Origin of the sequence: Stenotrophomonas rhizophila (assembly GCF_003751305.1) — a bacterium.
In the GTDB taxonomy this organism is placed as follows: Bacteria; Pseudomonadota; Gammaproteobacteria; order Xanthomonadales; family Xanthomonadaceae; genus Stenotrophomonas; species Stenotrophomonas rhizophila_B.
Map to the genome: position 1 here is coordinate 1,411,003 of NZ_RJKV01000002.1, position 26,874 is coordinate 1,437,876.

Annotated in this window: 29 protein-coding genes; 14 read left to right on the forward strand and 15 right to left on the reverse strand. The window is 65.8% G+C overall.

The features are described 5' to 3' along the window. Positions 1–9 precede the first annotated feature (9 nt). Positions 10–1,764 carry a hypothetical protein gene (locus EDF74_RS14765; RefSeq protein ID WP_123730766.1) on the forward strand — a complete coding sequence of 585 codons (1,755 nt, stop codon included), beginning with the start codon at positions 10–12 and terminating at the stop codon, positions 1,762–1,764. Between the two features lie 102 nt (positions 1,765–1,866). Here the strand turns inward: EDF74_RS14765 and EDF74_RS14770 are convergent, their stop codons facing one another. Together EDF74_RS14770 and EDF74_RS14775 are read right to left on the reverse strand one after the other, a co-directional pair. After that, positions 1,867–2,316: a barstar family protein gene (locus EDF74_RS14770; RefSeq protein ID WP_123730767.1), complete on the reverse strand. Its 450-nt coding sequence runs from the start codon at positions 2,314–2,316 to the stop codon at positions 1,867–1,869. Continuing rightward, a complete protein-coding gene (locus EDF74_RS14775; RefSeq protein WP_123730768.1) occupies positions 2,313–2,786 on the reverse strand; it encodes a ribonuclease domain-containing protein in 474 nt (157 codons plus the stop codon). Before EDF74_RS14775 ends, EDF74_RS14770 begins: the two co-directional genes overlap by 4 nt. A 268-nt stretch (positions 2,787–3,054) precedes the next feature. On the opposite strand from EDF74_RS14775, the gene EDF74_RS14780 reads away from it, so the two are divergent. Then, positions 3,055–3,666, forward strand: a complete 612-nt coding sequence (locus EDF74_RS14780; RefSeq protein ID WP_123730769.1) for a superoxide dismutase — start codon at positions 3,055–3,057, stop codon at positions 3,664–3,666. Between the two features lie 80 nt (positions 3,667–3,746). Here EDF74_RS14780 and EDF74_RS14785 read toward each other — a convergent pair whose 3' ends face one another. Then, a complete protein-coding gene (locus tag EDF74_RS14785; RefSeq protein ID WP_123730770.1) occupies positions 3,747–4,595 on the reverse strand; it encodes an endonuclease/exonuclease/phosphatase family protein in 849 nt (282 codons plus the stop codon). Positions 4,596–4,772: 177 nt separating this feature from the next. On the opposite strand from EDF74_RS14785, the gene EDF74_RS14790 reads away from it, so the two are divergent. Then, positions 4,773–6,335: an oligopeptide:H+ symporter gene (locus EDF74_RS14790; protein ID WP_070470348.1), complete on the forward strand. Its 1,563-nt coding sequence runs from the start codon at positions 4,773–4,775 to the stop codon at positions 6,333–6,335. Between the two features lie 7 nt (positions 6,336–6,342). Further along, positions 6,343–6,966, forward strand: coding sequence for a rhomboid family intramembrane serine protease (locus tag EDF74_RS14795; protein WP_019182898.1), 624 nt, complete (start codon positions 6,343–6,345; stop codon positions 6,964–6,966). Between the two features lie 106 nt (positions 6,967–7,072). Here EDF74_RS14795 and EDF74_RS14800 read toward each other — a convergent pair whose 3' ends face one another. Next, the gene (locus tag EDF74_RS14800) at positions 7,073–7,252 is read right to left on the reverse strand and encodes a hypothetical protein (protein ID WP_123730771.1); all 180 of its coding nucleotides are present in this window, start codon (positions 7,250–7,252) and stop codon (positions 7,073–7,075) included. Positions 7,253–7,465: 213 nt separating this feature from the next. Between EDF74_RS14800 and EDF74_RS14805 the strand changes: the two genes are divergently transcribed. From EDF74_RS14805 to cfa, 3 genes are all read left to right on the forward strand, one after another. After that, positions 7,466–7,768 carry a GNAT family N-acetyltransferase gene (locus EDF74_RS14805; RefSeq protein ID WP_123730903.1) on the forward strand — a complete coding sequence of 101 codons (303 nt, stop codon included), beginning with the start codon at positions 7,466–7,468 and terminating at the stop codon, positions 7,766–7,768. Between the two features lie 65 nt (positions 7,769–7,833). Further along, positions 7,834–8,688, forward strand: a complete 855-nt coding sequence (locus EDF74_RS14810) for a DUF3298 and DUF4163 domain-containing protein (protein ID WP_123730772.1) — start codon at positions 7,834–7,836, stop codon at positions 8,686–8,688. A 14-nt stretch (positions 8,689–8,702) separates the two neighbouring features. After that, positions 8,703–9,821, forward strand: a complete 1,119-nt coding sequence (cfa, locus tag EDF74_RS14815; protein WP_123730773.1) for a cyclopropane fatty acyl phospholipid synthase — start codon at positions 8,703–8,705, stop codon at positions 9,819–9,821. A 65-nt stretch (positions 9,822–9,886) separates the two neighbouring features. Here cfa and EDF74_RS14820 read toward each other — a convergent pair whose 3' ends face one another. Continuing rightward, positions 9,887–12,058 (reverse strand): M3 family metallopeptidase, encoded by a 2,172-nt coding sequence (locus tag EDF74_RS14820; protein WP_123730774.1) that lies wholly within the window; start codon positions 12,056–12,058, stop codon positions 9,887–9,889. 420 nt (positions 12,059–12,478) lie between these two features. On the opposite strand from EDF74_RS14820, the gene EDF74_RS14825 reads away from it, so the two are divergent. Further along, positions 12,479–12,961, forward strand: a complete 483-nt coding sequence (locus EDF74_RS14825; RefSeq protein WP_123730775.1) for a glutathione peroxidase — start codon at positions 12,479–12,481, stop codon at positions 12,959–12,961. A gap of 108 nt (positions 12,962–13,069) precedes the next feature. Here EDF74_RS14825 and EDF74_RS14830 read toward each other — a convergent pair whose 3' ends face one another. The 4 genes from EDF74_RS14830 to EDF74_RS14845 all read right to left on the reverse strand — a co-directional run bounded on the left by EDF74_RS14830 (position 13,070) and on the right by EDF74_RS14845 (position 17,261). Beyond that, on the reverse strand, positions 13,070–13,849 hold the full coding sequence (locus tag EDF74_RS14830; protein WP_019185907.1) for a ferredoxin--NADP reductase: 780 nt from the start codon (positions 13,847–13,849) through the stop codon (positions 13,070–13,072). 95 nt (positions 13,850–13,944) lie between these two features. After that, the gene (locus tag EDF74_RS14835; RefSeq protein ID WP_123730776.1) at positions 13,945–15,816 is read right to left on the reverse strand and encodes an ABC transporter ATP-binding protein; all 1,872 of its coding nucleotides are present in this window, start codon (positions 15,814–15,816) and stop codon (positions 13,945–13,947) included. A gap of 68 nt (positions 15,817–15,884) precedes the next feature. After that, positions 15,885–16,328: a carboxymuconolactone decarboxylase family protein gene (locus EDF74_RS14840; protein WP_123730777.1), complete on the reverse strand. Its 444-nt coding sequence runs from the start codon at positions 16,326–16,328 to the stop codon at positions 15,885–15,887. Positions 16,329–16,364: 36 nt separating this feature from the next. Continuing rightward, a complete protein-coding gene (locus tag EDF74_RS14845; protein WP_123730778.1) occupies positions 16,365–17,261 on the reverse strand; it encodes an RNA polymerase sigma-70 factor in 897 nt (298 codons plus the stop codon). A 154-nt stretch (positions 17,262–17,415) separates the two neighbouring features. Here EDF74_RS14845 and EDF74_RS14850 point away from each other — a divergent pair, with 154 nt between their 5' ends. Continuing rightward, the gene (locus tag EDF74_RS14850) at positions 17,416–18,933 is read left to right on the forward strand and encodes a fumarate hydratase (protein WP_123730779.1); all 1,518 of its coding nucleotides are present in this window, start codon (positions 17,416–17,418) and stop codon (positions 18,931–18,933) included. 2 nt (positions 18,934–18,935) lie between these two features. Next, complete coding sequence (locus EDF74_RS14855; protein WP_123730780.1) at positions 18,936–19,571, forward strand: glutathione S-transferase family protein; 636 nt, start codon at positions 18,936–18,938, stop codon at positions 19,569–19,571. Positions 19,572–19,577: 6 nt separating this feature from the next. On the opposite strand, the gene EDF74_RS14860 is transcribed toward EDF74_RS14855, so the two are convergent. Further along, positions 19,578–20,687: a sterol desaturase family protein gene (locus tag EDF74_RS14860; protein WP_123730781.1), complete on the reverse strand. Its 1,110-nt coding sequence runs from the start codon at positions 20,685–20,687 to the stop codon at positions 19,578–19,580. Positions 20,688–20,864: 177 nt separating this feature from the next. Here EDF74_RS14860 and EDF74_RS14865 point away from each other — a divergent pair, with 177 nt between their 5' ends. After that, positions 20,865–21,218 (forward strand): hypothetical protein, encoded by a 354-nt coding sequence (locus tag EDF74_RS14865; RefSeq protein WP_148045964.1) that lies wholly within the window; start codon positions 20,865–20,867, stop codon positions 21,216–21,218. A gap of 9 nt (positions 21,219–21,227) precedes the next feature. Here EDF74_RS14865 and arsC read toward each other — a convergent pair whose 3' ends face one another. The 3 genes from arsC to EDF74_RS14880 all read right to left on the reverse strand — a co-directional run bounded on the left by arsC (position 21,228) and on the right by EDF74_RS14880 (position 23,386). Then, positions 21,228–21,581 carry an arsenate reductase (glutaredoxin) gene (gene arsC / locus EDF74_RS14870; RefSeq protein ID WP_123730783.1) on the reverse strand — a complete coding sequence of 118 codons (354 nt, stop codon included), beginning with the start codon at positions 21,579–21,581 and terminating at the stop codon, positions 21,228–21,230. Beyond that, positions 21,581–22,747 carry a phospholipase A gene (locus tag EDF74_RS14875; RefSeq protein WP_123730784.1) on the reverse strand — a complete coding sequence of 389 codons (1,167 nt, stop codon included), beginning with the start codon at positions 22,745–22,747 and terminating at the stop codon, positions 21,581–21,583. Before EDF74_RS14875 ends, arsC begins: the two co-directional genes overlap by 1 nt. A 153-nt stretch (positions 22,748–22,900) precedes the next feature. After that, positions 22,901–23,386, reverse strand: a complete 486-nt coding sequence (locus EDF74_RS14880; protein ID WP_123730785.1) for a DUF456 domain-containing protein — start codon at positions 23,384–23,386, stop codon at positions 22,901–22,903. 232 nt (positions 23,387–23,618) lie between these two features. Between EDF74_RS14880 and EDF74_RS14885 the strand changes: the two genes are divergently transcribed. Beyond that, complete coding sequence (locus EDF74_RS14885) at positions 23,619–23,822, forward strand: cold-shock protein (protein WP_019185917.1); 204 nt, start codon at positions 23,619–23,621, stop codon at positions 23,820–23,822. 93 nt (positions 23,823–23,915) lie between these two features. On the opposite strand, the gene EDF74_RS14890 is transcribed toward EDF74_RS14885, so the two are convergent. Together EDF74_RS14890 and EDF74_RS14895 are read right to left on the reverse strand one after the other, a co-directional pair. Continuing rightward, positions 23,916–24,401, reverse strand: a complete 486-nt coding sequence (locus EDF74_RS14890) for a glycine zipper 2TM domain-containing protein (RefSeq protein ID WP_123730786.1) — start codon at positions 24,399–24,401, stop codon at positions 23,916–23,918. A 118-nt stretch (positions 24,402–24,519) separates the two neighbouring features. Then, entirely contained in the window at positions 24,520–24,960 is a 441-nt protein-coding gene (locus tag EDF74_RS14895) for a cytochrome c (RefSeq protein WP_123730787.1), read from the reverse strand. A 94-nt stretch (positions 24,961–25,054) separates the two neighbouring features. Between EDF74_RS14895 and EDF74_RS14900 the strand changes: the two genes are divergently transcribed. Continuing rightward, positions 25,055–25,867, forward strand: coding sequence for a tRNA threonylcarbamoyladenosine dehydratase (locus EDF74_RS14900; protein WP_123730788.1), 813 nt, complete (start codon positions 25,055–25,057; stop codon positions 25,865–25,867). A 127-nt stretch (positions 25,868–25,994) separates the two neighbouring features. After that, the gene (locus EDF74_RS14905) at positions 25,995–26,837 is read left to right on the forward strand and encodes a Suppressor of fused protein (SUFU) (protein WP_123730789.1); all 843 of its coding nucleotides are present in this window, start codon (positions 25,995–25,997) and stop codon (positions 26,835–26,837) included. Positions 26,838–26,874: the final 37 nt, after the last annotated feature.

The following is a 26,874-nucleotide window of genomic DNA, read 5'->3' on the forward strand; positions in this document are numbered from 1 at the left end:
TCCCGCTGCGTGCCACTGCGCCGGGCTGACGACATCCTCGAGTGGCTGCTGGCTCGCCAGCCGGACACGCGCTTTCTTGAAAAAACCACCGGCCTCCCCTATGGGTGGGGCCTGTGGCTGCGTGCGTTGTCGCCGCTCCCGCGTCCGTTCCGGGCCAGCGAAGTGCTGGCCGAGCTGGCCCAGCGCGCGCCGCTTCCGCAGGGCGGGCGCCTGCCTGAACTGAGTTTCGTCCAGGCGATGCGTCGCCTGCTTTGGCAAGGCTGGGATCCGGCCCCCCGCGATCAGCGCTGGATGCGCTGGACCTCGGCAGTGATCAGCGCGTTGCTGCATCTGATGTTCGCGCTGTTGCTGCTGTGGGTCGCCTTGATCCGGCCGCCGAGTGAGCCGGAGCAGGGCGGTGAGAGTGGTCGCGTGCAGGTCGCGTTCGTCGGCCGTGGCACGCCGCAACAGGAAGAGGGTAGCCAGCCGCCCGCAGCCGAACCGGCGTCCGCCGAAGCCGCCATCGCAGCCGCGATGGCCAATGCGCAGGCGATGGCCCAAGCCGAAGCCGATGCGCGCGAGCCGTCCGCATCCGCACCGCAGCCCGCTGCCACGCCCGCGCCGCCCAGCGAACCGCAGCCAGCACCTCCCTCGCCAGCGACACCGGCGGTGGAGCAACCGGTGCAGGCGACGGACGTGGCCCAGGCGACATCCGATTTCGTGGTGCCACCCACCAGCGTGCCCCGCACCGAGGTGCGCGTGGTCACGCGCGATCCGCAGGACATCGCCGTGCGCGAGCGCACCGTGGTGACCGTGGAAGCGCCGACGCCGCGCAGCAACGTACCGACGCCGCGCCCGGTCGAGCCGCAACTGCGCACACCCGAAGTGAGCGTGCAGGAACGCCAGGTGACCGTCATCGAAGCGCCGGCACCGGCCGTCAGGGTGCCGGGCCCACAGGTGGATGCCAGCGTTCGGCAGCGCGAGCTGCAGGTGCGCGAGCGCGAGATCCGGCCGGTCACCGCGCCGGCGGTGACGGTCGCCACGCTGCCCACGCGCGAGGTGACCTTGCCGGGCCGATCGCCGGAGGTCGCCGTGCGCGAACGTGCCGTACCCAATGCCGCACCGCGCCCGGCGCCACCGTCGCCAACTGCGCCGAGCAGCACTGCCACGGCATCGGCGCCTTCCACTCCCCCAGGCGCCACCCGTGCGCCCGGCAACCGCGCGTCGACCCCGGCCGGTTCGCCCGCCAGCCAGGCGGCAGCAGCGTCGGGCAACTGGGCAACCCCCAATCGCGCGGACGACTGGGGTGCGGCCAACCATCCGCAGGATGCCGATCTCAACGGGCGGGCGGTCAGCGCGACCGGCAAGAGCGGCGGCAGCCTGTTCAATGCCGATGGCAGCGTGCGCGTGCCAGGGCAGGCGGGAACTGGCAACACCGAGCGCGGTGCACCCGGCGGCGAGAAAGACGGCTGGAGCAAGGAGCGCATCGCGCAGTCCGGCACCTGGCTCAAGCGTCCACCCTATGACTACACCCCGACCTCGTTCGACAAGTACTGGGCGCCCAACGAATCACTGCTGGCCGAGTGGGTCCGCAAGGGCATCAAGGCGGTCGAGATCCCGATCCCGGGCACGAGCTCGACAATCTCCTGCGTGATCTCCGTCCTGCAGTTCGGTGGCGGGTGCGGCCTGAGTGATCCAAACATGCAGGACCAGCCTGCCATCGCCCGGCCGCCGCCGGACATCCCGTTCAAGAAAGAGCTGCAGGAAGACAACGGCAGCCGATGAGGCTGCGCCTCATCGGCAGGTAGAGCCACCCCATGGGTGGCTGCCCTAGGGTCAGCATCATTGGGCGTCACAGCCACGCATGGCGTGGCTACCCGGATACGGTTACGGCGTCGCGGCGCCTTCGTCCAGTCCCACGTCTGCATCGCGCAATGCCACGAACGCCCAGAACGGCACGTTGCTGTCACTCCAGTAGCGGCTGGCTTCATCGAGCACATCCAGCAGCGTGTCGAAATCGGCGCCGGCATCGCTGCGCAGGGCATCGGCGTCGCTGAAGAACAGCGCATAGCCGTTGGCCGGCAGCCAGGCCAGGTCGCGCAGGTTGTCGGTCAGCGCGTCCCAGTTGCCGCCAAAGCCGGTTGGAAAATCCAGGCGGGCGGCCAGCCGCATCAGCAGCGTGCGTTTGTCGTGGCAGCCGTCCAGGTCGATCTGGATCACGCGCAGGCCGGCATCGCGCATCGCGGCCGACAACGGGGCGACATCGTCATTGCCGATCGCATAGATGCCGGCGTTGTTGATGTCGTGCAGGCCCAACTCGAATCCGTCATGCGTCATTGCCAGCTCCCGGCAGGTGGAACGTCGAAACTACGGAACGTTTCATAGTGATCATCGGTGTAGAACCAGCCAGTAGGGGGTGTGCCGCCGGTGACGATGCGCCGTGCGCCGCGATTGCTGGCACCGGGCGTGTCCACCGTGTATTCGTGGTAGTAGCCGCGCGGCCGCTGCGGCAGGCGTTGTTCGCGGTTGCTGAAAATGCTGCCGTCCTGCCGGTGCGGGAACGGGCCGCCGCGCTGGATCAGCGCGATGGTGTCGCGCGCCTCGGCGGGCAGGAACGGGGGCAGGGGATCGCGCGCTGCCTTGGCCGATGCCGGCGATGACGTCACTGCACCGGCGGCCGGCGCCGCGTCCGGTTGCGTCAGCGATGGCGCGAACTGCGGCGCGGGCGGACGCTGGGCGAGCTTGATGGCGGCCAGGCCACCGACCAGCAGCACGATGGCGATCAACAACAGCAGCGGCTTGCGCATGAGGGGCCAGGAGCGATGAGCGAGGCGACTACTCTACTGCGATCACCGGTCCGCACGGTGAGGCGCAGCCGAACAGGCGTGCTCCGCTGCAAGAGGGCCTGCGGCACCTGCGCGTCACCGTCACTTTCGCGTAACGATCCCGACACGCGATCGACCGCGCAGGACGAAGTTTCCTTTACATGGCCCTTGGTAAGCTCATCGGCCATCCCCATCATCGACTCCGCAACGCCCGGTCTTTGCCGGGTGAGTGAGCTACCAGGAGAACCACATGGCCTATACCCTCCCCAAGCTGTCCTACGCCTACGACGCGCTCGAGCCGCATATCGACGCAGCGACGATGGAAATCCACCACACCAAGCATCACCAGACGTACATCAACAACGTCAACGCCGCGCTGGAAGGCACCGAGTTCGCCGACCTGCCGGTAGAAGAACTGGTCAAGAAGACCAAGTCCCTTCCGGAAAACCTGCAGGGCGTCGTGCGCAACAACGGCGGCGGCCATGCCAACCACACCCTGTTCTGGACCGTGATGTCGCCCAACGGCGGCGGCGCTCCGGTGGGCGACGTGGCCAAGGCGATCGATTCGCAGCTGGGCGGCCTGGAAAAGTTCAAGGAAGCCTTCACCAAGGCGGCCCTGACCCGTTTCGGCAGCGGCTGGGCCTGGCTGAGCGTCACCCCGGACAAGAAGGTCGTGGTGGAAAGCAGCGCCAACCAGGACAGCCCGCTGATGGACGGCAACACGCCGATCCTGGCGCTGGACGTGTGGGAACACGCGTACTACCTGAAGTATCAGAACCGTCGCCCGGAATACATCGGCGCGTTCTTCAACGTCGTTGACTGGAATGAAGTCGAGCGTCGTTACCAGGAAGCCATTGCCTGATCGGCAGAGTCACCTGACACACGAACGGCCAGGCAGCGATGCCTGGCCGTTTTTCGTTGCGCTACTGGAAGCGGTGCGATTCAGGGCGCGCTGGCGCTTTCCGGAGTCTGCAGACGCAGGGTCGCCATCGTGCCCAGCCGCATCGCGTTGGGGTCACCTTCGGTGGCCGGCAGTTTGATGCTGTCCTGGCGGATCCCGCCGAAGTGCTTGACCTGGAACAGTACGTCCAGGCCGTGACCGCGTGCCGCGCCGGCCAACGAGGGCGGATCCACGCGTTCACCGGGGTTCTTGCGCGCTGGCTGGAACCCCGGGGTGCTGCCGACCAGTTCGCCGATGTCGGCCGAGAAGTCTCCGGCGATCAGCGAGGGCAGGCCATCGGCGGTCGCACCGATCCAGGTCATCAGGTCGCTGGTCTGGTGCCGGCGGATCTGTGCGTCGTCCGGCTCCGGCCGCAGCCGGGCGATATAGATGTTGACCAGCTCCTCGCGCAGCTTGACCCGCAACATGCCGGCCGCGCTGAACTGCCCGGGCGGGTGCAGCAGGGTGACGGCGTCATCGGTCACCGGCAGGCGGGTGAGCATCGCGCTGCCGTGCCGCAGCGGCTGGCTCGGCGGGTCGGCGGTGACGAAATCGCAGCTGTAGCGCAGCCGGCTGGCCAGCCAGCAGGCCGGATTGCGGCCCTGGCTCTGCTGCACCCGCTGCACCGCGATCACGTCCGGCTGCATGGATTCAAGCAGCTGCAGCACCTGATCCCGCCGTTGCTGCCACTGCGCATCGTCCTGGGTTGGCAGTTCCAACGTGGCGATCTTCAGCGAGGGCAGGGCATCCTCGGCCTGACGCGCATGCGCGCCTGCGGCGGGGGCCGCCAGCAACAGCAGCAGGATCCAGCCTGTCCAACGTCGGGTCCCACCGGTGATGTGCGTGCGCATAACGATAAGTTTACGCTTCCGCCGTGGACGATCCGTGACATGGGTGCCATCCCGCGCGGTCGTTTTCGGCCCACCTGCCATGTCCGGCGCCGCCTGTCATGCAGCTGTGCAGCGTGCGCTGGGGTGGGGGCTTCCGGTAATCTTGGTCCTTTCGTGTTCGCAGGACAGCCCCACAGGATGAGCAATATCGCAGCCGCCAGCGCCGGCAAAGGCAAGATGCCGCGCCAGATTCCCTACATCATCGGCAATGAGGCCTGCGAACGCTTCAGCTTCTATGGGATGCGCAACATCCTGGTGCAGTTCCTGATCACCTCGCTGCTGCTGCAGGAGATCACCGCCGATGGCCGCGCCGGCGAGGCGAAGGACATCATGCACAGCTTCATGATCGGCGTGTACTTCTTCCCGCTGCTCGGTGGCTGGCTGGCGGACAAGTTCTTCGGCAAGTACCACACCATCCTGTGGTTCAGCCTGATCTATTGCGCCGGTCACGCCTGTCTGGCCATCTTCGAGGACAGCCGCCAGGGCTTCTTCGTCGGCCTGGGCCTGATCGCGCTGGGCGCGGGCGGCATCAAGCCGCTGGTGGCCTCGTTCATGGGCGACCAGTTCGACCAGAGCAACAAGCATCTGGCCAAGGTCGTGTTCGACGCCTTCTACTGGATCATCAACTTCGGTTCGCTGTTCGCCTCGCTGCTGATCCCGCTGGCGCTGAAGAACCTGGGCCCGTCGTGGGCGTTCGGCATTCCGGGCATCCTGATGTTCGTGGCCACCTTCGTGTTCTGGATGGGGCGCAAGCGCTATGTGCTGGTGCCGCTGCCGCCGAAGGACCCGCATTCGTTCGGCAACGTGGTGCGCACCGCGCTGTCGGCGCAGGTGCCGGGCAAGGGCCGTCCGGGTCGTACGTTGGCCATTCTCGGTGCGGTGCTGGCCGTGGCCTCGATGGGTCTGGTGGGCAGCCTGGGCATCGTGATCTGCCTGTGCATCGCGCTGGTCCTGCTGCTGGCGGGCATCGGTGGGGGCACCTGGATCCAGCTGGACCGCGCCCGTGCGGTGCATCCAGCCGAGGCCGTGGAAGGTGTGCGCTCGGTGTTGCGCGTGCTGGTGATCTTCGCCCTGACCACCCCGTTCTTCTCGCTGTTCGACCAGAAGGCCTCGACCTGGGTCCTGCAGGGCCAGCAGATGGCCATGCCGAGCTGGTTCACCGCGTCGCAGATGCAGGCGCTGAATCCGCTGCTGGTGATGATCCTGATTCCCTTCAACAACCTCGTGCTGTACCCGATGCTGCGCCGCTTCGGCTTCGAGCCGACCGCGCTGCGCCGGATGACCGCCGGTATCGCCTTCAGCGGCCTGGCCTGGATCGTGGTCGGCGGCATCCAGGTGATGATGGATGGCGGCAACGTGATGTCCATCTTCTGGCAGATGCTGCCCTATGCGCTGCTCACCTTCGGTGAGGTGCTGGTCTCGGCCACCGGCCTGGAGTTCGCCTACAGCCAGGCGCCGCAGGCGATGAAGGGCGTGGTGATGAGCTTCTGGAACCTGACCACCACCATCGGCAACCTGTGGGTGCTGCTGTCCAACGCGGCGGTGCGCAACGATACGGTCACCCACCAGATCGCCAGTACCGGCTTGAGCGAGGCGGCGTTCCTGATGTTCTTCTTCGCCGGCTTTGCGTTCCTGGCGGCGTTGGCCTTCGGTTGGTATGCCAAGCGCTATCGTATGGTCGACAACTACCGCACCGCCTGAGCCTGACATGACCCCAGTCAACCTGCTGCTGATCGCCATCACCGTCATCGTGTCGTGGATGGCGTTCAAAAACCGAGCGCTGGCCGACCGCCTGATCCTGTGGCCGCCGGCGGTGGACCGCAACCGTCAGTACGATCGCCTGATCACGTACGGGTTCATCCACGCCGATCTCTCGCATCTGGCGTTCAACATGATCACGCTGTTCTTCTTCGGCGGCTTCATCGAACAGGTGATGCTGCAGTTGAGCGGCAGCTACCTGACCTATCCGGCGTTCTACCTGGGTGCGTTGCTGGTATCGATCCTGCCGAGCTACCTGAAGAACCAGAAGAACCCGAACTACCTCAGCCTCGGGGCGTCCGGTGCGGTGTCGGCGGTGCTGTTCGCCTTCATCCTGATCAAGCCGTGGTCGATCATCCTGGTGCTGTTCATTCCGGCCCCGGCGATCATCTATGCGGTGTTCTACGTGGGCTACAGCATCTGGATGGACCGCCGTGGCGGCGACCGGATCAACCACAGTGCACACCTGGCCGGTGCGGCGTTCGGCGTGCTGTTCATGCTGGCCATGCAGCCGAGCATCTTCAGCCACTTCCTGCGTGAGCTGAGCAACCCGACCTTCCGCCTCGGCGGTTGAGGCAGGGCGTACCGACCAACGGTCGGTACCTGCGCGGTGTGTCGGTCGCGGGTCAACCCGCGACCGTCGGGCACCTCACGACCGTTGGTCGTGAGTGCGGCAACCGTCAGGCGGCCTTCTTGCCGTCCACGCCATAGGTGCTGAGCAGCCGGGCATAGACTTCGTTGTCGATCTGATCGAATTCCCAGCCCTGGGTCTGGCCATTCACGGCCAGCTGGAACAGACCTTCAAGCAGCGAGCTGTCGGCATCGCCGTGCGCGGCGGGGGCGGGTGCAGTGTTGTCCATGCGGACCTCCGGAAAGCGGGTTCGTACCGGTCAGGTCTTCGCAAAAGCCATGCCAGCTTTTACGCCCTGTCCGAACCTAATATCGGCTTGAGCCGTGCAGGCTTTAGGTCGGCAAGTGACGTGATGCGTCGCTGGCTGACCCTGTTCAGGCTTCACACGATCATGGCGGCCGGCTGCGCACTATCGCGTCAGTCGCCGCAGGAGACACCGCTCATGGCTTCGGTCACGCCGCCCGGACTGGCTTACGAAGTGGAGCACGATCTGGACCACCACCGCTTCCAGGCCCGGGTCAAAGGGCATCTGGCGCTGCTGGACTACCAGATCAAGCGCAAGCGGATGATCATTACCCACACCGAGGTCCCCGAGCCGATCGCCGGCCGCGGCGTCGCGGGCGAATTGACCAAGGTGGCGCTGCGTTACGCGCGCGACAACAAGTTCAAGGTCGTGCCGGCCTGTGCGTATGCCGAGGCGTTCCTGCAGCGGCACGAGGAGTACGACGACCTGCTGGTCCGATGACGACAGCGGGTCATGCTTCAGGGATGGCTGATCATGATGGTGGGTTACAACAAGGGGATGTCAGGATGAACATTGCAGGAAACCGTCGCGCGCTGCGCGTCAGCGCGCTGGCCTTGGCCATGGGCGTGGTGGTGGTGGCAGGATGCAAGCGCGACGGCGAAACAGCGGCACCGGCCGCACCAGTGGAGACGGCCGCCGAACCCGCGGCACCGACCGTGGCAGCAGACGCACCGGTCGAATTGCGCGACGTCATCGAGACCTCGCCGCAGGCCGTGGTCGGGATCAGCTATCCGCCGGACATCGCCCGGTATCCCGGGCTGGCCAAGGCATTGGCTGGCTACGCCGACAGTGCGCGCGCCGAACTGCAGCAGGCGGTGGACGGGCTGGGCAATGACAAGCCGACGATGCCGTACGAGCTGTCGCTGAGCTTCGAAAAAGTACTGGAAACGCCGCAGCTGGTGGTGGTCACCGCCGATGGCAGCCGCTACACCGGTGGCGCCCATGGCGAGCCGCTGGTAGCGCGTTTCGTGTGGCTGCCGGAGCAGCAGCAGATGCTGACCGCCGACAAGCTGGTGGCCGATGCCAAGGGCTGGAAAGCGATCAGTGATTACGTGGCCGACCAGCTGCGCGAGCGGGTGGCGACGCGACTGAGTGGCGATGAGCTGGAGCCGGCACAGATGCAGGAATCGCTGCGCAATGCGAGTCGGATGATCGCCGACGGCACCGGGCCGAGCGCGGACAACTTCAGCCAGTTCCAGCCGCTTACTGGTGCCGACGGGCACATCGCTGCGATACGCTTTGTGTTCCCGCCCTACCAGGTAGGGCCGTACTCGGACGGCACGCAGACCGTGGACGTTCCGGCCGCGGTGCTGGTGCCGCACGTGGCGCAGGATGTCGCGGGGCTGTTCGCCCGGGGCTGATCGACGGAGGCGATGTGGACGCTGGGCTGCAACGACGGGTCACAGGGTTGCTGCATGAGGCGGGGGTCACCGTTGATGGTGACCAGCCGCAGGACATCACGGTGCACGACCCGCGCTTCTACGCGCGGGTCATGGCCCAGGGCTCGCTGGGCCTGGGCGAGAGTTACATGGACGGGCAGTGGGATGCCCGCGCGCTGGATGCCTTTCTGTTTCATCTGATGCAGGCGCACCTGGACGAGCGCGTACACGGCTGGCGCGATCTGGCCGATGCGCTCAGGGCGCGCGTGTTCAACCTGCAGGCCGGGGCCGGCAGTTTCGAGGTGGGCCGGCGTCACTACGATCTGGGCAACGATCTGTACGAGGCGATGCTCGGGCAGCGGCTGGTCTACAGCTGTGGCTACTGGCGCCAGGCAACGGATCTGGATGCTGCGCAGGTGGCCAAGCTCGATCTGATCTGCCGCAAGCTGCGGCTGCGTGCTGGCCAGCACATTCTGGATATCGGCTGCGGGTGGGGCGAGGCGCTGAAGTTCGCGGCCGAGCGCTATGGCGTGTCCGGGGTGGGGGTGACGATCTCGCAGGAGCAGGCGGAGTACGCGCGCAAGCTGTGCGCGGGGCTGCCGATCGAGATCCGGCTGCAGGACTATCACGAGGTGGACGAGTCGTTCGACGCGATCCTGTCAGTGGGCATGTTCGAGCACGTCGGCGACAAGAACTATCGCGGGTATTTCGAGATGGTGCGCCGCTGCCTGCGGCCGGAGGGCTTGTTCGTGCTGCATTCGATCGGCAGCAATCTGTCGCGGCATCGCACCGATCCGTGGATCGCCAAGTACATCTTCCCCAATTCGATGCTGCCCTCGGCGGCGCAGGTGACGCAGGCGCTGGAGGGGGTGTTCGTGCTGGAGGACTGGCACAGCTTCGGCGCGGATTACGACCGGACGCTGCAGGCGTGGCGGGCCAACATCGAGGCGGCGTGGCCGCGGCTGGATGCGCAGCGCTATGACGAACGCTTCCGCCGGATGTGGCGGTTCTATCTGGCGGCGTCGATGGCGAGTTTCCGCTGCCGGCATGCACAGCTGTGGCAGTTGGTGTTGTCGCCGAATGGCGTGCCTGGGGGCTATGTGGCGCCGCGGTGAGGGAAACAAAAAAACGCCCGGCATTGCCGGGCGTTTTCTGTATTGCACGTCGTTGAAGCGGACGCTTACTTCTTGCTGTCACCCGAGGTCAGGCCGCGCTTTTCGAGCAGCGGCTCGATCTGCGGGGCGTGGCCGGCGAAGTTCTGGAACAGCTCCATCGCATCGACGCTGCCGCCCTTGGAGAGCAGGGTCTGGCGGAAGTGGTCGCCGTTCTTGCGGCTCAGGCCGCCGTTTTCGCGGAACCACTTCTGGGTGTTGGCATCCAACACTTCGGACCAGATGTAGGCGTAGTAGCCGGCCGAGTAGCCGCCCATGATGTGGCTGAAGTACGGCGTCTTGTAACGCGGCGGGACCGGCGCGTAGAAGATGCCGTCCTTGGCCAGGGCCTCAGCTTCGAACTTCATCACGTCCTTGGCGGCCGGGACCTGGTCCGGACCGATCTGGTGCCAGCGCTGATCGAGCATGGCCGCACCGAGGTACTCGGTGGTGGCGAAGCCCTGGTTGAACTTGGCGGCGGCGACGACCTTGTCGAGCAGGGCCTGCGGCATGGCCGTGCCGTTCTGGTAGTGCTTGGCGTAGTTCTTCAGTATGACCGGATCATCGGCCCACATCTCGTTGACCTGCGAGGGGAACTCGACGAAGTCGCGCGGCACCGAGGTGCCGGAGAAGTAGGGGTACTTCACGTTCGAGAACATGCCGTGCAGAGCATGGCCGAATTCGTGGAAGGTGGTGGTCACTTCATCCCAGGTCAGCAGGGTCGGCTTGCCGGCCGGCGGCTTGGGGATGTTGAGATGGTTGGCGACCACCGGCTTGAAGCCGGTCAGCTCGGACTGCGACACGTACGAGTTCATCCACGCGCCGCCGCGCTTGGAGGCGCGTGCATACGGGTCGAAGATGAAGATCGCCAGCTGGCTGCCGTCGGCATCGAACACGTCATAGACGGTGACGTCTTCGTGGTAGACCGGCAGGTCGGTACGCTGCTTGAAGGTCAGGCCGAATTCGAGCTGGGCGGCATGGAAGACGCCGTTCTCGAGCACGTTCTTCATTTCGAAGTACGGCTTGAGCTGGGATTCGTCGAAGTTGTACTTGGCCTGGCGGACCTTCTCGCTGTAGAACGCCCAATCCCATGCTTCCAGCTTGAAGGTGGGCTTGCCGGCAGCCTTCTGTTCCTTGTCGATCATGGCCTGCAGGTCGGCGGCTTCGCGCTTGGCGTTGGCGACGGCGGCCGGGGCGAGCTGGCCGAGCATGGCGTTGACGGCTTCGGGGGTCTTGGCGGTCTGGTTGGTGAGGTTGTAGGCGGCGAAATTCGCAAAGCCCATCAGCTTGGCCTTGTCGGCACGCAGCTGCATGATGCGCGAGACCAGGGCGGTGTTGTCGTACTCACCACCGCGGCTGCCACGGGTCACCGAGGCTTCGTAGATCTTCTGGCGCAGCGCGCGGTTGGCCAGGTTGGTCAGCGGCGGCTGGCCGGTGGTGTTGAGCAGGGTGATGACGTACTTGCCGTCCTGGCCACGGGCCTTGGCGGCTTCGGCAGCGGCGGAGATCTGCTCCTGCGAGAGACCGGCCAGTTCCTTGACGTCATCGACGGTGATCGCCGAGGCATTCACTTCGGCCAGCACGTTCTGGCTGAACTTGGTGCCCAGGTTGGCCAGTTCGGCGTTCATTTCCTTGAGCTTGGTCTTGTCGCTTTCGGACAGCTTGGCGCCGGCGCGGACGTAGCTCTCGTAGTACTTCTCGACCAGGCGCACGCCTTCGGCGTCGAGGCCGAGCGCGGCGCGACCGTCGTACAGGCTCTGGATGCGGGCGAACAGCTTGCCGTTCAGCGCGATGGCGTCGCTGTGCGCGGCGAAGCGGGCGGAGTAGTCGGCCTGCAGCTTCTTGCGTGCGTCGTTGGTGTCGGCACCCACGAGGCTGAAGAAGACGGTGGTGGCGCGATCCAGGGTGTCACCGCTCTTTTCCAGGGCGATGATGGTGTTGTCGAAGGTCGGCTTGGCCTTGTTGTTGGCGATCGCGTCGACTTCCTTCAGCTGCTGGGCCATGCCGGCGTCGAAGGCGGGAGCGAAGTCGCTGTCCTTGATCTTGTCGAACTGCGGGAAGTGCAGCGGCAGCGGGCTGTCGGCGAAGAACGGGTTGGCCTGCTGGGCGGTGGTCGCGGCCGGGGTGGCGGCGGTGGCGGAATAGGCGGGCAGGGCAAGGCCGAGGGTCACGGCGACGGCGAGGGCAAGACGGGTGGTCAAGGGGAATTCTCCGGTCAGACAAGTCTTTGAGGGTAACCCGAGCCGTTGCGGAGGGGCTTGTGTCGAAAGACATGTTTTGGCCGGACCACGGCCGGGGCATTGCGAAAGGGCGCGGTCACTGCAGCAGCAATAGCGACAGCAACAGCAACAGCAGGGGTCGGCTGCTGCGAGGCGCGGGGCGGGTGGGGGCCGGCGGGGCACGCTGTGAATACGTCCATGTACGCTCGTAGTGCGCCATCCATGGCGCACTACGGCCCCGCCAACCCCCACCCGCCCCGCGCTGGACAGTTGATTGGCGCCTCGAGAAGGAGCGTGTGGCCCTGAGTGTGGGGTAGTGCCGGCCGCTGGCCGGCTCCTCAGCCAACCAAGCCGAACGCCGCAGGCGAGCTAAGATGAGGTCTTTCCACCGGAACCCCTGCCATGACCACTGCCTTCGATTTCCCGTTCGTGGACCTGTCCGGTCAGCCGCAGGCGTTGGCGCAGTATCGGGGCAAGGTGTTGCTGCTGGTCAATGTGGCCAGCAAGTGCGGCTTTACGCCGCAGTACGAGGGGCTGGAGGCGCTGTGGCGGGAGTTCGGGCCGCGGGGGCTGGTGGTGGTCGGGTTTCCCTGCGATCAGTTCGGGCACCAGGAGCCTGGCGATGCGGCGCAGATCGGGGAATTCTGCTCGCTGACCTACGGGGTCAGTTTCCCGATGTCGGACAAGGTCGAGGTCAACGGCGCCGGCGCTGATCCGCTCTGGCAGTGGCTCAAGGCCGAGAAGGCCGGGGTATTGGGCACGCGCGGGATCAAGTGGAACTTCAGCAAGTTCCTGGTCGGCCGCGATGGGCAGGTGCTGGCGCGCTACGCGCCGACCGACAAGCCCGAATCGCTGCGCGGGGATATCGAGGCGGCGCTGGGGTGAGGCGGTTGCCCGACCACGACGGGCCGTGATCGGGGAGCGCCGGCCGCTGGCCGGCTGCTCGTGTTGCATGACCTTCGCGGCTCCAGCCACGCATGGCGCGGCGCTACCTCACTTTTCGACGAAGGCGCGCTCGAACACGTAATGGCCCGGAGTGCCGATACGCGGGGAGGTCTGGAAGCCGCGGCTGTCCAGCACGGTGCGCAGGTCGGCCAGCATCTGCGGGCTGCCGCAGATCATGGCGCGGTCATTTTCCGGGTCCAGCGGCGGCAGGCCGAGGGTCTTCTGCATCTCGCCGCTTTCCATCAGCGAGGTCAGCCGGCCCTGGTTGGGGAAGGCTTCGCGGGTCACGGCCGGGTAGTAGAGCAGCTTGTCGCCGATCATCTCGCCGAGGAATTCGTGCTCGCGCAGTTCCTTCTCGAACAGGTCGCGGTAGGCCAGGTCCTTTTCGTAGCGCACGCCGTGGGTGAGGATCACCTTGTCGAAGCGCTCGTAGGTTTCCGGGTCCTTGATCACCGACAGCCACGGCGCCAGACCGGTGCCGGTGCCAAGCAGGTACAGGTGCTTGCCCGGGTGCAGGTCGCTGATCAGCAGGGTGCCGGTGGGCTTCTTGCCGACCAGTACTTTGTCGCCTGGCTTGATGTGCTGCAGGCGCGAGGTCAGCGGGCCGTCCTGGACCTTGATGCTGAAGAACTCCAGGTTTTCTTCCCAGTTGGCACTGGCGATGGAGTACGCGCGCAGCAGCGGGCGCGCCTCGGTTTCCAGGCCGATCATCACGAACTGGCCGTTCTCGAAGCGGAAGCCGCTGTCGCGGGTCGTGGTGAAGCTGAAGTAGGCGTCGGTCCAGTGACGGACCTCAAGCACCGTTTCGGCGCCAAAAGCGGAAGACATGGGGGTGGGGTTCTGGTCGGTTTCGTCGGGCCTAGTTTATCTCAAATGAGATAAATTCTCATTGACTGACTGGACAGGCCCGCCAGCCGTGGGTTTCAGCGGTAGCCAGCCGCCTGCAGCTCGAACAGTTCGGCGTAGCGGCCGCCCTGGGTCATCAATTCTGCATGGGTCCCGCTGGCCTCGATCCTGCCGCCGGCCAGCACCAGGATGCGGTCGGCCATGCGCACCGAGGAGAAGCGGTGCGAGATCAGCACCGCGGTGCGGTTGTCGGACAGTTCCTTGAAGCGCTGGAATACCTCGAACTCGCTGCGGGCATCCAGGGCCGCGGTCGGTTCATCGAGGATCATGACCTGCGCATCGCGCATGTAGGCACGGGCGATCGCGATCTTCTGCCATTGCCCACCGGATAGGTCCACGCCCATCTTGAAGCGACGGCCGATCAGCTGGTCATAACCACCGGGCAGGCCGGCGATGACTTCGTCGGCCATGCCACGACGCGCGGCATCGCGGATGCGGGCGTCGTCGGTCATCGCCTCGACCAGGCCGACGCCGATGTTCTCGCCGGCGCTGAGGTTGTACCGCACGAAATCCTGGAAGATCACGCCCATGTTGGCGCGCAGGTCATCGAGGTCGTAATCGCGCAGGTCCCGGCCATCAAGCAGGATGCGGCCTTCGTCGGGGTCGTACAGGCGGGCCAGCAGCTTGACCAGGGTGGTCTTGCCGGCACCGTTCTCGCCGACCAGCGCCAGCACTTCGCCTGCACGCAGTTCGAAATCCAGGTGGCGTACCGCCCAGCTTTCCGCATCGGGATAGCGGAAGCCGACGTTCTCGAAGACGAAGCCCTGGGTGATCGGCTGCGGGATGGCGACGGCATCCGGGCGCGAATGGATCTCCGGTTCGATCTGGAAGAACGAGAACAGATCGTCCAGGTACAGCGCTTGCCCGGCGACCTGCGAAAAGCCGATCAGCAGCCCTTCGAGCAGCTGGCGCAGGCGCAGGAAACTGCCGGCCAGGAACGTGAGGTCACCGATCGAGAAATCACCGCGTACCGTGCGCCAGGCGATGTAGGCATACGCCGCGTAGTAGCCCAGCGTCCCGAGTGCGGCCAGCAGCGTGCCCCAGATCGCGCGCTTGCGCGCGAGGGCGCGGTTGGCGAGGTAGAACTTCTCGGCCAGCCGTTTGTATCGGTCGATCAGGAAGCGATGGAGGTTGAAGATCTTCACCTCCTTCGCGGTTTCCACGCTGGCCCCGATCTGGCGCAGGTACTCCAGCTGCCGACGCTCGGGCGTCCACTGGAAATTGAGGCTGTAGCCGGCAGCGTTGAAATGCGATTCGCCGATGAACGCCGGGATCAGCGCCACCGCGAGCAGCAGGATCAGCCACGGCGCGTAGACAATCAGGCCGACTGCAAGGCTGGCCACGGTGATGCTGTCCTGCACCTGGCCGAACAGCTGGCTCATCAGGTTCATGCGGCCCATGGTCTGGCGGCGTGCGCGGTCCAGTTTGTCCTGCAGGTCAGGATCCTCGAAATCCTCCAGATCCAGCTCGGCGGCGTGTTCCATCAGGCGCACGCTGGTGACGTTGGTGAACAGCTCCGACAGCAACGTATCGGCGTAGCTGACCATGCGGCCGAGCAGGTCCGAGGCCATCGCAAGGCCGAATTCGAGTGCAAGCAGCCCGAGCAGCGGGTTGAGCAGCCCGCTGGAGAGCGCCTCGCCAAACGGCGGGAAGCCCACATCATGCTGGCTGAGCAGTACCGCCGCATCGATGATCAACTTGCCGACATACAGCATCGCCACCGGCAGCAACGCACGGATCACGCGCAGGCCGAGGCTGACCAGGGTCAGCCCCGGGCTGGTCTGCCAGACCTGGCGCAGGAATGGGGGCAGGTTGCGCATCGCATTGACGCGCTCACGCAGGCTGGGATTCTTCTGGCCGGGTGCGCCGGCAGCGGGGGAGGCGGGCATGGGCGGTATTGTGCGCGCCGTGACCGTGGTTGATGCATGAATTCAGTGCACGCGCAGACTGCGGGCGCTTACGGCAGGGGCGGCAGCAAGCCGGCGCCGAGGCGGTTCCAGGCGTTGATCACCGCGATGCCCATGCTCAGATCGCTGATGCCCTTCTCATCGAAATGCGGGGCCAGTGCGTCGTAGGCCGCATCGGACGGCGTTGCGCTGCTCAGCCGGGTCAGTGCCTCGGCCCAGCCCAGCGCGGCACGCTCGCGCGCATCGAAGAAGCGGCTCTCGTGCCAGGCCGGCAGCGTATCGAGCTTGCGCGGTTCGATCCCCCCCTTGCGCAGGGTGGTGCCGTGCATGTCCATGCAGTAGCCACAGCCATTGATCTGCGAGACGCGCAGGAACACCAGCTCCATCAACACAGGATCGATGGAGCTGTCGTGGACGGCCTTGCTGGTGGCCAGCAGGCCCTTGAAGGCCTCGGCGGCCAGACGGGTGTACGGAACGCGGGGCGAAGCGGACATGTGGGTACTCCATGACGGCCGCAATGGCCGTCTTCATCAGGAGGACGCGCCAGCCTCGCGCGCTGTGACACGCGCAGTGAGTTTTTCCGGATTGAGCACGCTGAGCACACGCACGATGCGCCCCCCATCGACCGTGATCATCGTGACCGAGTGCAGTTGGTCGCCGGCAAAGCGCAGGATCGCCGGCTCGCCGTTGACCTGGCCGAGCTGGGCTGGATGCTGGCCGTTGCGGCGCGCGATCGCCCAGTACAGCTGCGCGATGCGCTCGGCACCCAGCAGGGGGCGGATCGCCGCGGTCACGCGGCCGCCACCGTCGGAGATCATCTCGGCATTGGCATCGAGCAGCGAGCGGATCGCCGCCAGGTCGCCCTGCTGCGATGCATTCATGAAGCGCTCCAGCAGATCGCGGTGCTGCGCCGGCGAGACCGCGAAGCGCGGGGCCCCGGTCTGCAGCCGCTGCCGCGCCCGATGGACCAGCTGCCGGCAGTTGGCCGGGGCGTGCTCCAGCAGCGGGGCGATGTCCGGGTAGTCATAGTCGAACACGTCCTTGAGCAGGAAGGCGGCACGCTCGTCCGGCGTGAGCTGTTCCAGCAGCGCCAGGAACGCCACGGACACCTCGTCGGCCAGCGCGTGACGCTGGGCCGGGTCCTGCAGCGGGTCCGGGTCCAGGGTGATCTCCAGCGGCTCGGGCAGCCACGGCCCCACGTACTCCAGGCGCGCGCTGCGCCGGGCGCGCAGCCGGTCCAGCCCCAGCCGCGTGGTGGCGGTGACCAGCCAGCCCTCCGGGTCGCGGATCGCGGCAGTGTCGGCGCCCTGCCAGCGCAGCCAGGCGTCCTGGACGATGTCCTCGGCGTCGCTGCGGCTGCCCAGCAGGCGGTAGGCCAGGGCGAACAGGCGGGGGCGGTGGGTCTGGAAGGTATCGGTCGGGGTCATGCCGGGAGGACGCGGCAGGGCGGGCCGCTGTGACAAGGCTGGGCGGCCACTGTGCACCAAACGCCGCGGCCGCGAGCGATTCTCAACGCCGCGGGGCGGTAGTTGTTAAAATCGGCGGCTCAACCCCCGCCAGCCTCCAGCAAGCGAGCAAGTCGTGACATCGATCAAGCAGGAAGACCTCATCCAGTCCATCGCCGACGCGCTGCAGTACATCTCGTACTACCACCCGGTCGATTACATCAAGAGCCTCAACGCTGCTTACGAGCGCGAAGAGTCGCCGGCCGCGAAGGAGGCGATGGCCCAGATCCTGATCAACTCGCGCATGTGTGCCGAAGGCCACCGGCCGATCTGCCAGGACACCGGCATCGTCACCGTGTTCCTGGAAATCGGCATGAACGTGCGCTGGGACGACGCCACGATGGGCGTGGAGGACATGGCCAACGAAGGCGTGCGCCGTGCCTACAACTACCCGGACAACAAGCTGCGCGCCTCGGTGCTGGCCGATCCGGCCGGCAAGCGCATCAACACCAAGGACAACACCCCGGGCGTGGTCAACGTCAAGGTGGTGCCGGGTGACACCGTCGAGGTGATCGTCGCGGCCAAGGGCGGCGGTTCGGAAGCCAAGTCCAAGTTCGCCATGCTCAACCCGTCCGATTCGATCGTGGACTGGGTGCTCAAGACCGTGCCGACCATGGGCGCTGGCTGGTGCCCGCCGGGCATGCTCGGCATCGGCATTGGCGGCACCGCCGAGAAGGCGATGCTGCTGGCCAAGGAGTCGCTGATGGAGCCGATCGACATCAACGAGCTCAAGGCCCGTGGCGCCTCCAACCGTGCCGAAGAACTGCGCCTGGAACTGTTCGACAAGGTCAACGCGCTGGGCATCGGCGCGCAGGGCCTGGGCGGCCTGACCACCGTGCTGGACATCAAGGTCAAGGACTTCCCGACCCACGCGGCCAACCTGCCGGTGGCGATGATCCCGAACTGCGCGGCCACCCGCCATGCGCACTTCACCCTGGATGGCAGTGGCCCGGTAATGCTCGATCCGCCGTCGCTGGAAGACTGGCCGCAGATCACCTATGACGCTTCCAAGGGCACCCGTGTCGATCTGGACACGATCACCCCGGAAGACGTCGCCAGCTGGAAGCCGGGCCAGACCCTGCTGCTCAACGGCAAGCTGCTGACCGGCCGCGACGCCGCGCACAAGCGCATGGTGGAGATGCTGGACAAGGGCGAGCCGCTGCCGGTCGACCTCAAGGGCCGCTTCATCTATTACGTCGGCCCGGTCGATCCGGTGCGCGACGAAGTCGTGGGCCCGGCCGGCCCGACCACGGCGACCCGCATGGACAAGTTCACCCGCCAGGTGCTGGAACAGACCGGCCTGCTGGGCATGGTCGGCAAGGCCGAGCGCGGCCCGGCGGCGATCGAAGCGATCCGTGACAACAAGTCGGCCTACCTGATGGCGGTCGGCGGCTCGGCGTACCTGGTCTCCAAGGCGATCAAGGCGGCCAAGGTGGTGGGCTTCGCGGATCTGGGCATGGAAGCGATCTACGAGTTCACCGTGCAGGACATGCCGGTGACCGTGGCGGTGGATTCCACCGGCGAGTCCGTGCACCAGACCGGCCCGCGCGAATGGCAGGCCCGCATCGGCAAGATTCCGGTTGTGGTGGTCTGAGCATGCGCACCACGCTGTATGGATCGCCGAGTACCGCCGCCCTGGTCGTCCATTGGCTGTTGCTGGAGCTGCAGATCGAGCACGATCTGGTGCTGCTGGATTTCGACAAGCGCGAGCACAAGGATGCAGCGTATCTCGCCTTGAATCCCGCGGGCCTGGTGCCGACGCTGGTGCTGGACGGGCAGGTATTGACCGAAGCGGCAGCGATCGCGCTGCATCTGGCAGACCGCCATCCGGAAGCGGCCCTGCTGCCAGCCCCGGGGACTGCCGACCGCGCCGAGGCGTACCGCTGGATGTTCTGGTGCGCCAACACCGTGCAACCGGCGTATCGGGCGTGGTTCTACCCGCACGAAATGGCGGGCCCCGAGCACGTGGACGCGACCCGCCAGCGTGCGCGCGAGCGGTTGGAAGGCGCCTGGCAGCATCTGGCGGAGCATCTGTCCACGCGCGGCCCCTATGTGCTGGGCGAGTCGTTGAGCGTGGTCGATTTCATGCTGGTGATGCTGATGCGCTGGTCGCGCAACATGCCCACGCCCAGTGACACCTGGCCGGCATTGAAGGCCTACGCCGATCGTCTGAAAGCACGGCCGGCGTTCGCCGAGGTCTACCGGCGCGAGGGCATCACCGACTGGCGCTGAGTGGGGTCAGTCGACGTACTCGTCGAAGGTCCGTCGTGCACGGAATGGCATCAGGTGCTGGTTGAGCAGCCCCTTGGGCACGGTCTCCAGTTTCATGACGCCGTATTCCTGCGGCCATTCGCGCTGATCCCGGGGCAGTTTGAAGGTGCCCATCAGCATGTCCACCAGCGGCAGGTGGATGGCGTAGTTGACGTCGACGTACTCCTGCTGCCGCGCGTGATGCCAGTGGTGGTAGCGCGGCAGCACCAGCAGGTACTCCAGCCACCCGAAACGGATGCCCAGGTTGGCGTGGGCCAACACCGCCTGCAGACCCACCAGGATCACGTAGGCGTTGATCGCCGGGGTCGAGAAGCCGAGCACCAGCAGTGGCAGCAGCACGCAGCTGCGGGTCATGACGATTTCGACGAAATGGATGCGCGAGCCGGCCAGCCAATCCATGTGCCGGCTGGAGTGGTGCACGGCGTGGAAGCGCCAGAGCCACGGGGTGTTGTGATACGCGCGGTGCAGAAGTGCCTGGGCCATGTCCGCGACGAATACCGCGATCAGGAACTGCAGCCACACCGGCATCGACTGGATCAGCGTCTTGAGCGCAGGAAACGCGGCCAGTCCGGCGATGGTCGAGGTCGAGGCGGTCACCAGGATCAGGATGAACTGCACCAGCACGTGGCTCATGAAGAAATAGCCGACATCGGTACGCCAGCCCGGCCGTAGCGGCGAGAGTACGTGTTTGCCGAGGTAGCGCTCCAGCGGCACGAATACCAGTGCCGAGAAGAACAGCGACAGCACGAACCAGTCCAGACCCAGCGAGTAGGGTGTCTGCCCGATCGCATCGAACTGCACGTTCGTACCCCCCAGCAGCACCGCCAGGGTGGCGCTGCCGACGCCGATCGTGGCGATCCGCTTGTTGCGGTCGCGCAGTATCGCCAGGGTGCCCATGATGAAGGCGGCGGCCAGCCCGACCAGCAGCAGGTGGCGGGCGAACTGTTCGTTGTAGACCGCGCGGAACTCGCGGCTGGTCAGCAGGTCCGGAAAGTGGAAGCAGGCCACGCCCATCAGACTGAGCAGTCCCAGCAGAGCCGAGGCGTAGGCAAAGAACGAGCGTCGTGGTCGGGCCATCCGCTGGCATCCAGGTGAAAGGGCGGGGCTATTGTGAGCGTCGGAGCCGGCGTAACGGAAGAGGCAGTTGCGGCTGCGCTGGCAGCCCGGGTATTAATTCGGAAAACAAGCAGTGCTACATTCCGGGCATGCACACATGCCGGCCACGGCCGGATGCTTTCCACACGGAGCACGACGATGCCACGGATGCTTTTCGCCCTGCTGTTGATCCTGCTGGTCAGCGCCTGCAGCAGTGATGGCGATTTCCACGCCGCCCCGCCCAGCCTGCGCGAGGTCACCGCTGCCAACCAATGCATGCAGCAGTGCCAGCGCCAGTACGACGGTTGCATGACCAGCCGTACCGGGTTTGGCAGCGGCGACAGCTGTGGTGCCGGGGTGGCGACCCAGCGCGACGCGAAGTGCGACAGGATCGACAACCCGGACCTGCGTAAATCATGCCAGGCCAGCAGCGACTACTGCCGCAACCGGCTGCCCGCGCTGACCTGTGGCGAGGATATCAACCGGTGTACCAGCCGCTGCGGAGGCAGCTGAGGCGCGGTTTTACGCCGGCAGGATCTCCAGCACCGTCTCCGGCGGCCGGCACAGCCGTGCCCCACGCGGGGTCTCCACGATCGGGCGGTTGATCAGTTCCGGGTGGGCGACCATCGCCTCGATCAGCGCGGCATCGGAGAGGGCGGAGTCGTCCAACCCTAGCGAACCATAGGCCGGCTCCTTGCTGCGCAGCAACTCACGCGGAGCGATACTCATGCGCGTGATCAACGCAGCCAGCGTCGGGCGGTCCGGCGGCGTCTTCAGGTATTCGACCACCACTGGCTCGATGCCGTGCTCACGCAGAATCTCCAGCGCCCCGCGCGAGTTGCTGCAGCGCGGGTTGTGCCAGATCGTCACCGCCATCAATACCACTCCAGCAGCGATACACCCAGGCCGACATACGTGGCCTTGTGGTTGTAGTCGATCATGCTCTCGCCGTAGCCATCGAAGATCTGCACGTGGCCGCGCAGCAGGTTGCTGATCGGGAAGCCGTAATCGAGCTGCAGCGCACCGTGCGAGCGGTCGCCGCCGCGCAGCGAGTGACGCGCCATCAGCGAGACCTCGTGACCGTTCTTGTTCCAGGTCAGGGTGGCGTCACCGCGGCCCATGTAATCGGAGATGTCCGGGTTGTTGTCGTCCTTGCGGTCTTCCGGGATGCGATACCACGGGCGCAGTACCAGCGCCCAGTTTTCGCGGTCCAGGCCGACGGTGGCGATCACCCGGTTCCAGCTGCGCGACAGCGGGTCGGCGCGGCCGTTGGACATGTGGTTCACGCCGATCCCGCTCATGCGCCCGCGCCAGCCGCCGATCGAGTAGCCGTTGCGGAACATCATCATCACTTCCGGCTCGTAATTGGTCTCACGGAACGGACGCGAGTTGTCGGCGTTGTAGGCCTGCCAGCGCGAGCTCTGCGTGTAGCCGGCCCAGATGTCGCCGTTGTCGCCGAACAGGTTCTCCACGACCTTGGTCTTGAAGCTGAGCTGGAACTTCAGTTCCGCGCTGTCCAGCTGCTGCGAGGTGGTGACCGTGTTGACCGGATTGGGCGACTGCGGCATCTGGTTCTTGTCGCTGGTCCAGAACGCGGGCAGCAGGTAGACCGGCTTGTAGGCGCGCAGCTGGAAGGCGCCCAGCTTGGAGTCCTGCGCCAGTTCCCAGCGGCTGTCCAGCAGCGAACCCTTGCCGGCATTGGCCAGCGCGTCTTCATGGCCGTCGTTCTTGAACACTTCACCGAGGCGCTGCTTGACCCGTTGCGTCGCGGGCGCGTCGGCGTCGGCACTGCGGGAGGCCTGACGTTCTTCCCGGCGCTCCTGCTTGGCGGCGGTGGCAGCGGCATCGGCGGCCAGGGTGACCTCGGGCGTACGCCCGAACAGCGTGTCGTAGCAGGCCAGCCGCGCTGCGTCAGTGTCCACCAGGGCGCAGGCCTCCGGTGACGCCGGTTTCGGTGCCGCCTCCTGTGCTGCAGCGGGCAGGGCGGTGCCGGCCAGGGCCAGGGCAGTGAACAGGGCGGAACGGGAATAGGGCAGGGTCATGGGAGCAGGGCCGCGTGACAAAAATGAATGGGTCTGATCGCACAGTGTCGCCGCTGCCCGGCATTCCTGCCAGCACGCAACGCCATCGATCTGATCGGGTTTATGCCGGTCAGTGGTGTGGTCGGGGTGTGAAAGTGCGCGTGCCGTGGGGGATCAGAAGAACCACGCGAAGGCGAACAGCCCCAGCATCGCGATCACCAGCGCCAGCTTCAGGGCAAAGCCGAGCAGAATCCCCAGCCAGGTGGCAAGGCCCACTTTGGTGGACCGGCCCAGTTCGCGGGTGTGCCAGTACTCGCCCAGCAGCGCCCCGGCGAGCGGGCCGACGAACAGGCCGATCGGCATGAAGAACACCCCGACGATGCTGCCCAGGAAGGTTCCCCACAGGGCCTTGCGGCTGGCACCTACCCGCTGCGCGCCGACCACCGTGGCCAGGATGTCCACGGCGAAGGACAGCAGGGTCAACAGGCCCAGGACCGTCAGCGGCAGCCAGCCCACATGCACGAAATCGTCGGCCCATGCCGCCAGCACCAGCCCGGCGAACACCAGCGGGATGCCGGGCAGGGCGGGAAGGATCACGCCGGCGATGCCGACGAGCACCAGAACAGCGGCTAGCAGGTAGAAGATGAATGAATGGTCCATGCTGTCGAGTATGGTTCCTGAAATGGGGTTGACATCCGAAAGTTTTGACTAGTTGCTTTTTCGTTTTGCTCGGGTTAAGTTGCAGGCGCTGAGCTTGGCAAGGTCACCGTGGATCGTGGCCTGATGATGGTAGATCTTCCAGATCCGCTGCATCGTTGCACCCCGCTTCCCCCTTGCTGTCAGCCGCCTGTTCGGGTGTATCCAACAACAAGACAGTTAGGGAGTAGCTGAGATGGCTGAGAAGGGCACCGTCAAGTGGTTCAATGACGCGAAGGGTTTCGGGTTCATCAGCCGTGAGAGCGGCGAAGATGTGTTCGTGCACTTCCGCGCGATCGAGTCCCAGGGCTTCAAGAGCCTGAAGGAAGGTCAAGCGGTCGAGTTCGAAGTGGTCACTGGCCAGAAGGGCCTGCAGGCCGACAAGGTCAAGCCGCTCTGAGCGCAGACCGGGTCCTGCCTGGTTGAAACACGAAAAGCAAAAGGGCCCGCTTGCGCGGGCCCTTTTTTGTCGCGTGCAGGGCGGCTGCGCCAATCAGCGCAGGATCACCTTGCCGTTGACCACGCGGACGTAGGTGTTCTCGCGGATGCCGCCCAGATCGCGCTGGTTGACGACGACGGTGCGGCCGTCATCCATGCGCACGGTGATGTCGAACGTATCGCTGGTCACGTTCTTCTGGATCTGGTTGCCGGCCAGCGCGCCACCGACTGCGCCTGCGGCGGCAGCGATGTTCTTGTTGCCACGGCTGCCACCGGTGTGGTCGGAGATCTCATGGCCGGCGACCGCGCCGACGATGCCACCCAGCACCGCGCCGGTCGCGCTCGGTGCGCTGCGGCCCGACGCGACCTGGTTGATACGGGTCACGATGCCGCAATCGGCGCAGCGGTTGGTGTTGTAGTTGCCGCCGGCATTGCCGTAACCGTTGTTGTAGCCACTGCTGCCGTACCCCGGCGAGGTGGTGGCACAGCCAGCCAGGGCGACGGTGGCAACGGCAGCAGCGGCAATCAGTTGAATCTTCATGGTGTATCTCCTGGCCAGAGGGGTGGTCGAATGCGTCTGGTGCGCATGGAGCAGATCGTGTCCTGTGCTGCGTGAACAGCGTGCCAATCCGGGGGCGCCAGGGTGGCTGGAAGATGAATCAGCGGAAATCCTGGTGGCAGGCCTTGCAGTCCGCTTGGATCTTCTCGACCAGCGTGGCCATGCCCGGGCAGTCGGTCGGCGGTGCGGCCAGGGCCTCGTTGAGGGTGGCGCGCAGGGCGCTGGCGTGCTGCTGGAAGCCTTGGCTGTCCTTCAGGCCGGGAAAGGCCAGGTCCAGATCATTGGAGAGCGAGCGCAGCGTCTGCAGCCGCGGCACGGTGTCGGCCAAGCTGCAGCGATTCTGCGCCTGCGCCGCCTGAAGCAGTTCCACCTGGCGGTTCATCACGTGCATGAGCGAATCCGGGAAGGGGTCCTGGCGGGCCTGGATCGCCCGCGAGACCATCACCGTGGCGATCAGGCCGATCACCAGGCCAAGCAGGCCGACGAACAGATAGCGGTACGCGGCGGACGGGCGGCGCTGCGGGGTCACGGGGTCGTTCATGGTGAGGGCTTCGGTAAGGGTGGCTGCGGCGATGGTACGACGCGTCCTGTCCACGGCGCGTCCCGACCGGGCCTGCGCGCATTAAAATAGGCGCATGAACGACGTACTGCGCGAACGATTTGCCGGCATCGACCGGTTGTATGGAGTGGGCACCGTGGATCTGCTTGCCAGCCGCCGAGTGGCGGTGGTGGGCATGGGGGGCGTCGGCTCGTGGGTGGTCGAGGCGCTGGCGCGCACGGCGGTCGGGCACTTGACCCTGATCGATGCTGACGACATCTGCGTGTCCAACACCAACCGCCAGCTGCCGGCGCTGGCCGGGCAATACGGCCGCAACAAGGCCGAAGCGATGGCCGAGCGCTGCCGCGCGATCAACCCGGACATCAGCGTCGATGCGGTTGCCTCGTTCCTGACCGTGTCCAACATGGTCGAACTGCTGGACCGCGATTTCGATCTGGTGATCGATGCCTGCGACAGCTTCCGGGTCAAGGTCGAGACCATCGCATGGTGCCGCCGCCGCAAGCTGCCGATCCTGACCGTGGGCGCGGCCGGCGGTCGTACCGATCCCACCCTGGTGCGGATCCGTGATGTCTCGCGCACCGAACATGACGCGATGATGGCGCTGATCCGCAAGAAGCTGCGCAGCGATTTCAACTTCCCCAAGAACGCCTCGCGTTACTTCGGTGTGCCGGCGGTCTACTCACTGGAAAACGTGAAGTACCCGCAGGCCGACGGTACCGTGTGTGGCATCCGCCCGAACCTCGGCGCGGATGCGGCGCTGAAGCTGGACTGCGGCGCCGGGCTGGGCGCGGCGACGCATATCACCGGCGCGTTCGCGTTCGCGGCGGTGGGCAAGGCGCTGGAGATGTTGATGAAGCCGAAGAAGGGTGTGGTGCCCGTCGAGGCTTGATCCCGGCGGATCCAGCTGCCGCTCTCTGGTAGAGCCGACCATTGGTCGGCTGCTGTGGGCGACGTGTGGAGTTGCAGGCAACGCCGCGAAATGACATGGTCCATGCCATTGATACCGGCGCAGTCGCATGGATTTTCTCAAGACGCTCTTCAAGTCGTTCAAACGACGGCACATGCCCCTGCGTGGCGCTCCGGCGGACCCGCCCGCAAGCGCGAATGTTGATACGGAGGCGGTGACCCAGGCCAGCACGGAGGGTGATGCAGCCGATGAGGCAGCGCGACGTGCAACGAGCGATTGCCTCGACCGTCACTGGCAGTCCGTGGGCGCCGTCGAGCAGGACGTTCTGGGCCATGCCATCAGTCCCAGCTTCCTTGGCGGGCCCGATTGGCCTTCGACGCGGCAGGCCTATCGCATCGTGCGTCGGGGAGATTCCGTCATTATCGCTACGGACGGATTGTCGGATCCATTCGACAGTGCGCCTGAGCTGGGCAATGGTTTCGAGATGGAGCTCTTTCTCGAAACCGGGGATCTTGCCGAAGGGACTCGCGGCGCAGTCGGTGACGTAAGTCCGTTGATGCGCAGCTGGGCTTTCGATGTAGTGCGTACGGTTGCTTCGACCGTTGCCAATGCGGGTGGCATCCGGCACCAGCTGGAAACCTACAGGATGCTGTCACTGGAGTTGCCCGGTGCCAGCCAGGCGCCTCACCTCACCGACCAGATACCCGCGCGATTCGTCACCGAGGACGACTGCGTAGGTGTGCTGGTAGGTGCGCCGATACCGGATTTCGCGACACGGCTTGAAGACATGCCGCTTTCCCCGGTTACGTTGGTGCCCGTGGTGCTGATCACCGCAGCAGAACTTGAACACGTGCGCGTGGGAGGCCGGAAAGCCAGGGAAGCGCTGGTGGAGCAATTGACTGCCGCAGGGCATGGACACCGAAGTCGGTTGGACCGGCCAGATCTGGTCTGACGCGGCGCAGCGGGGATCGGCGAGGGCAACGGACGAC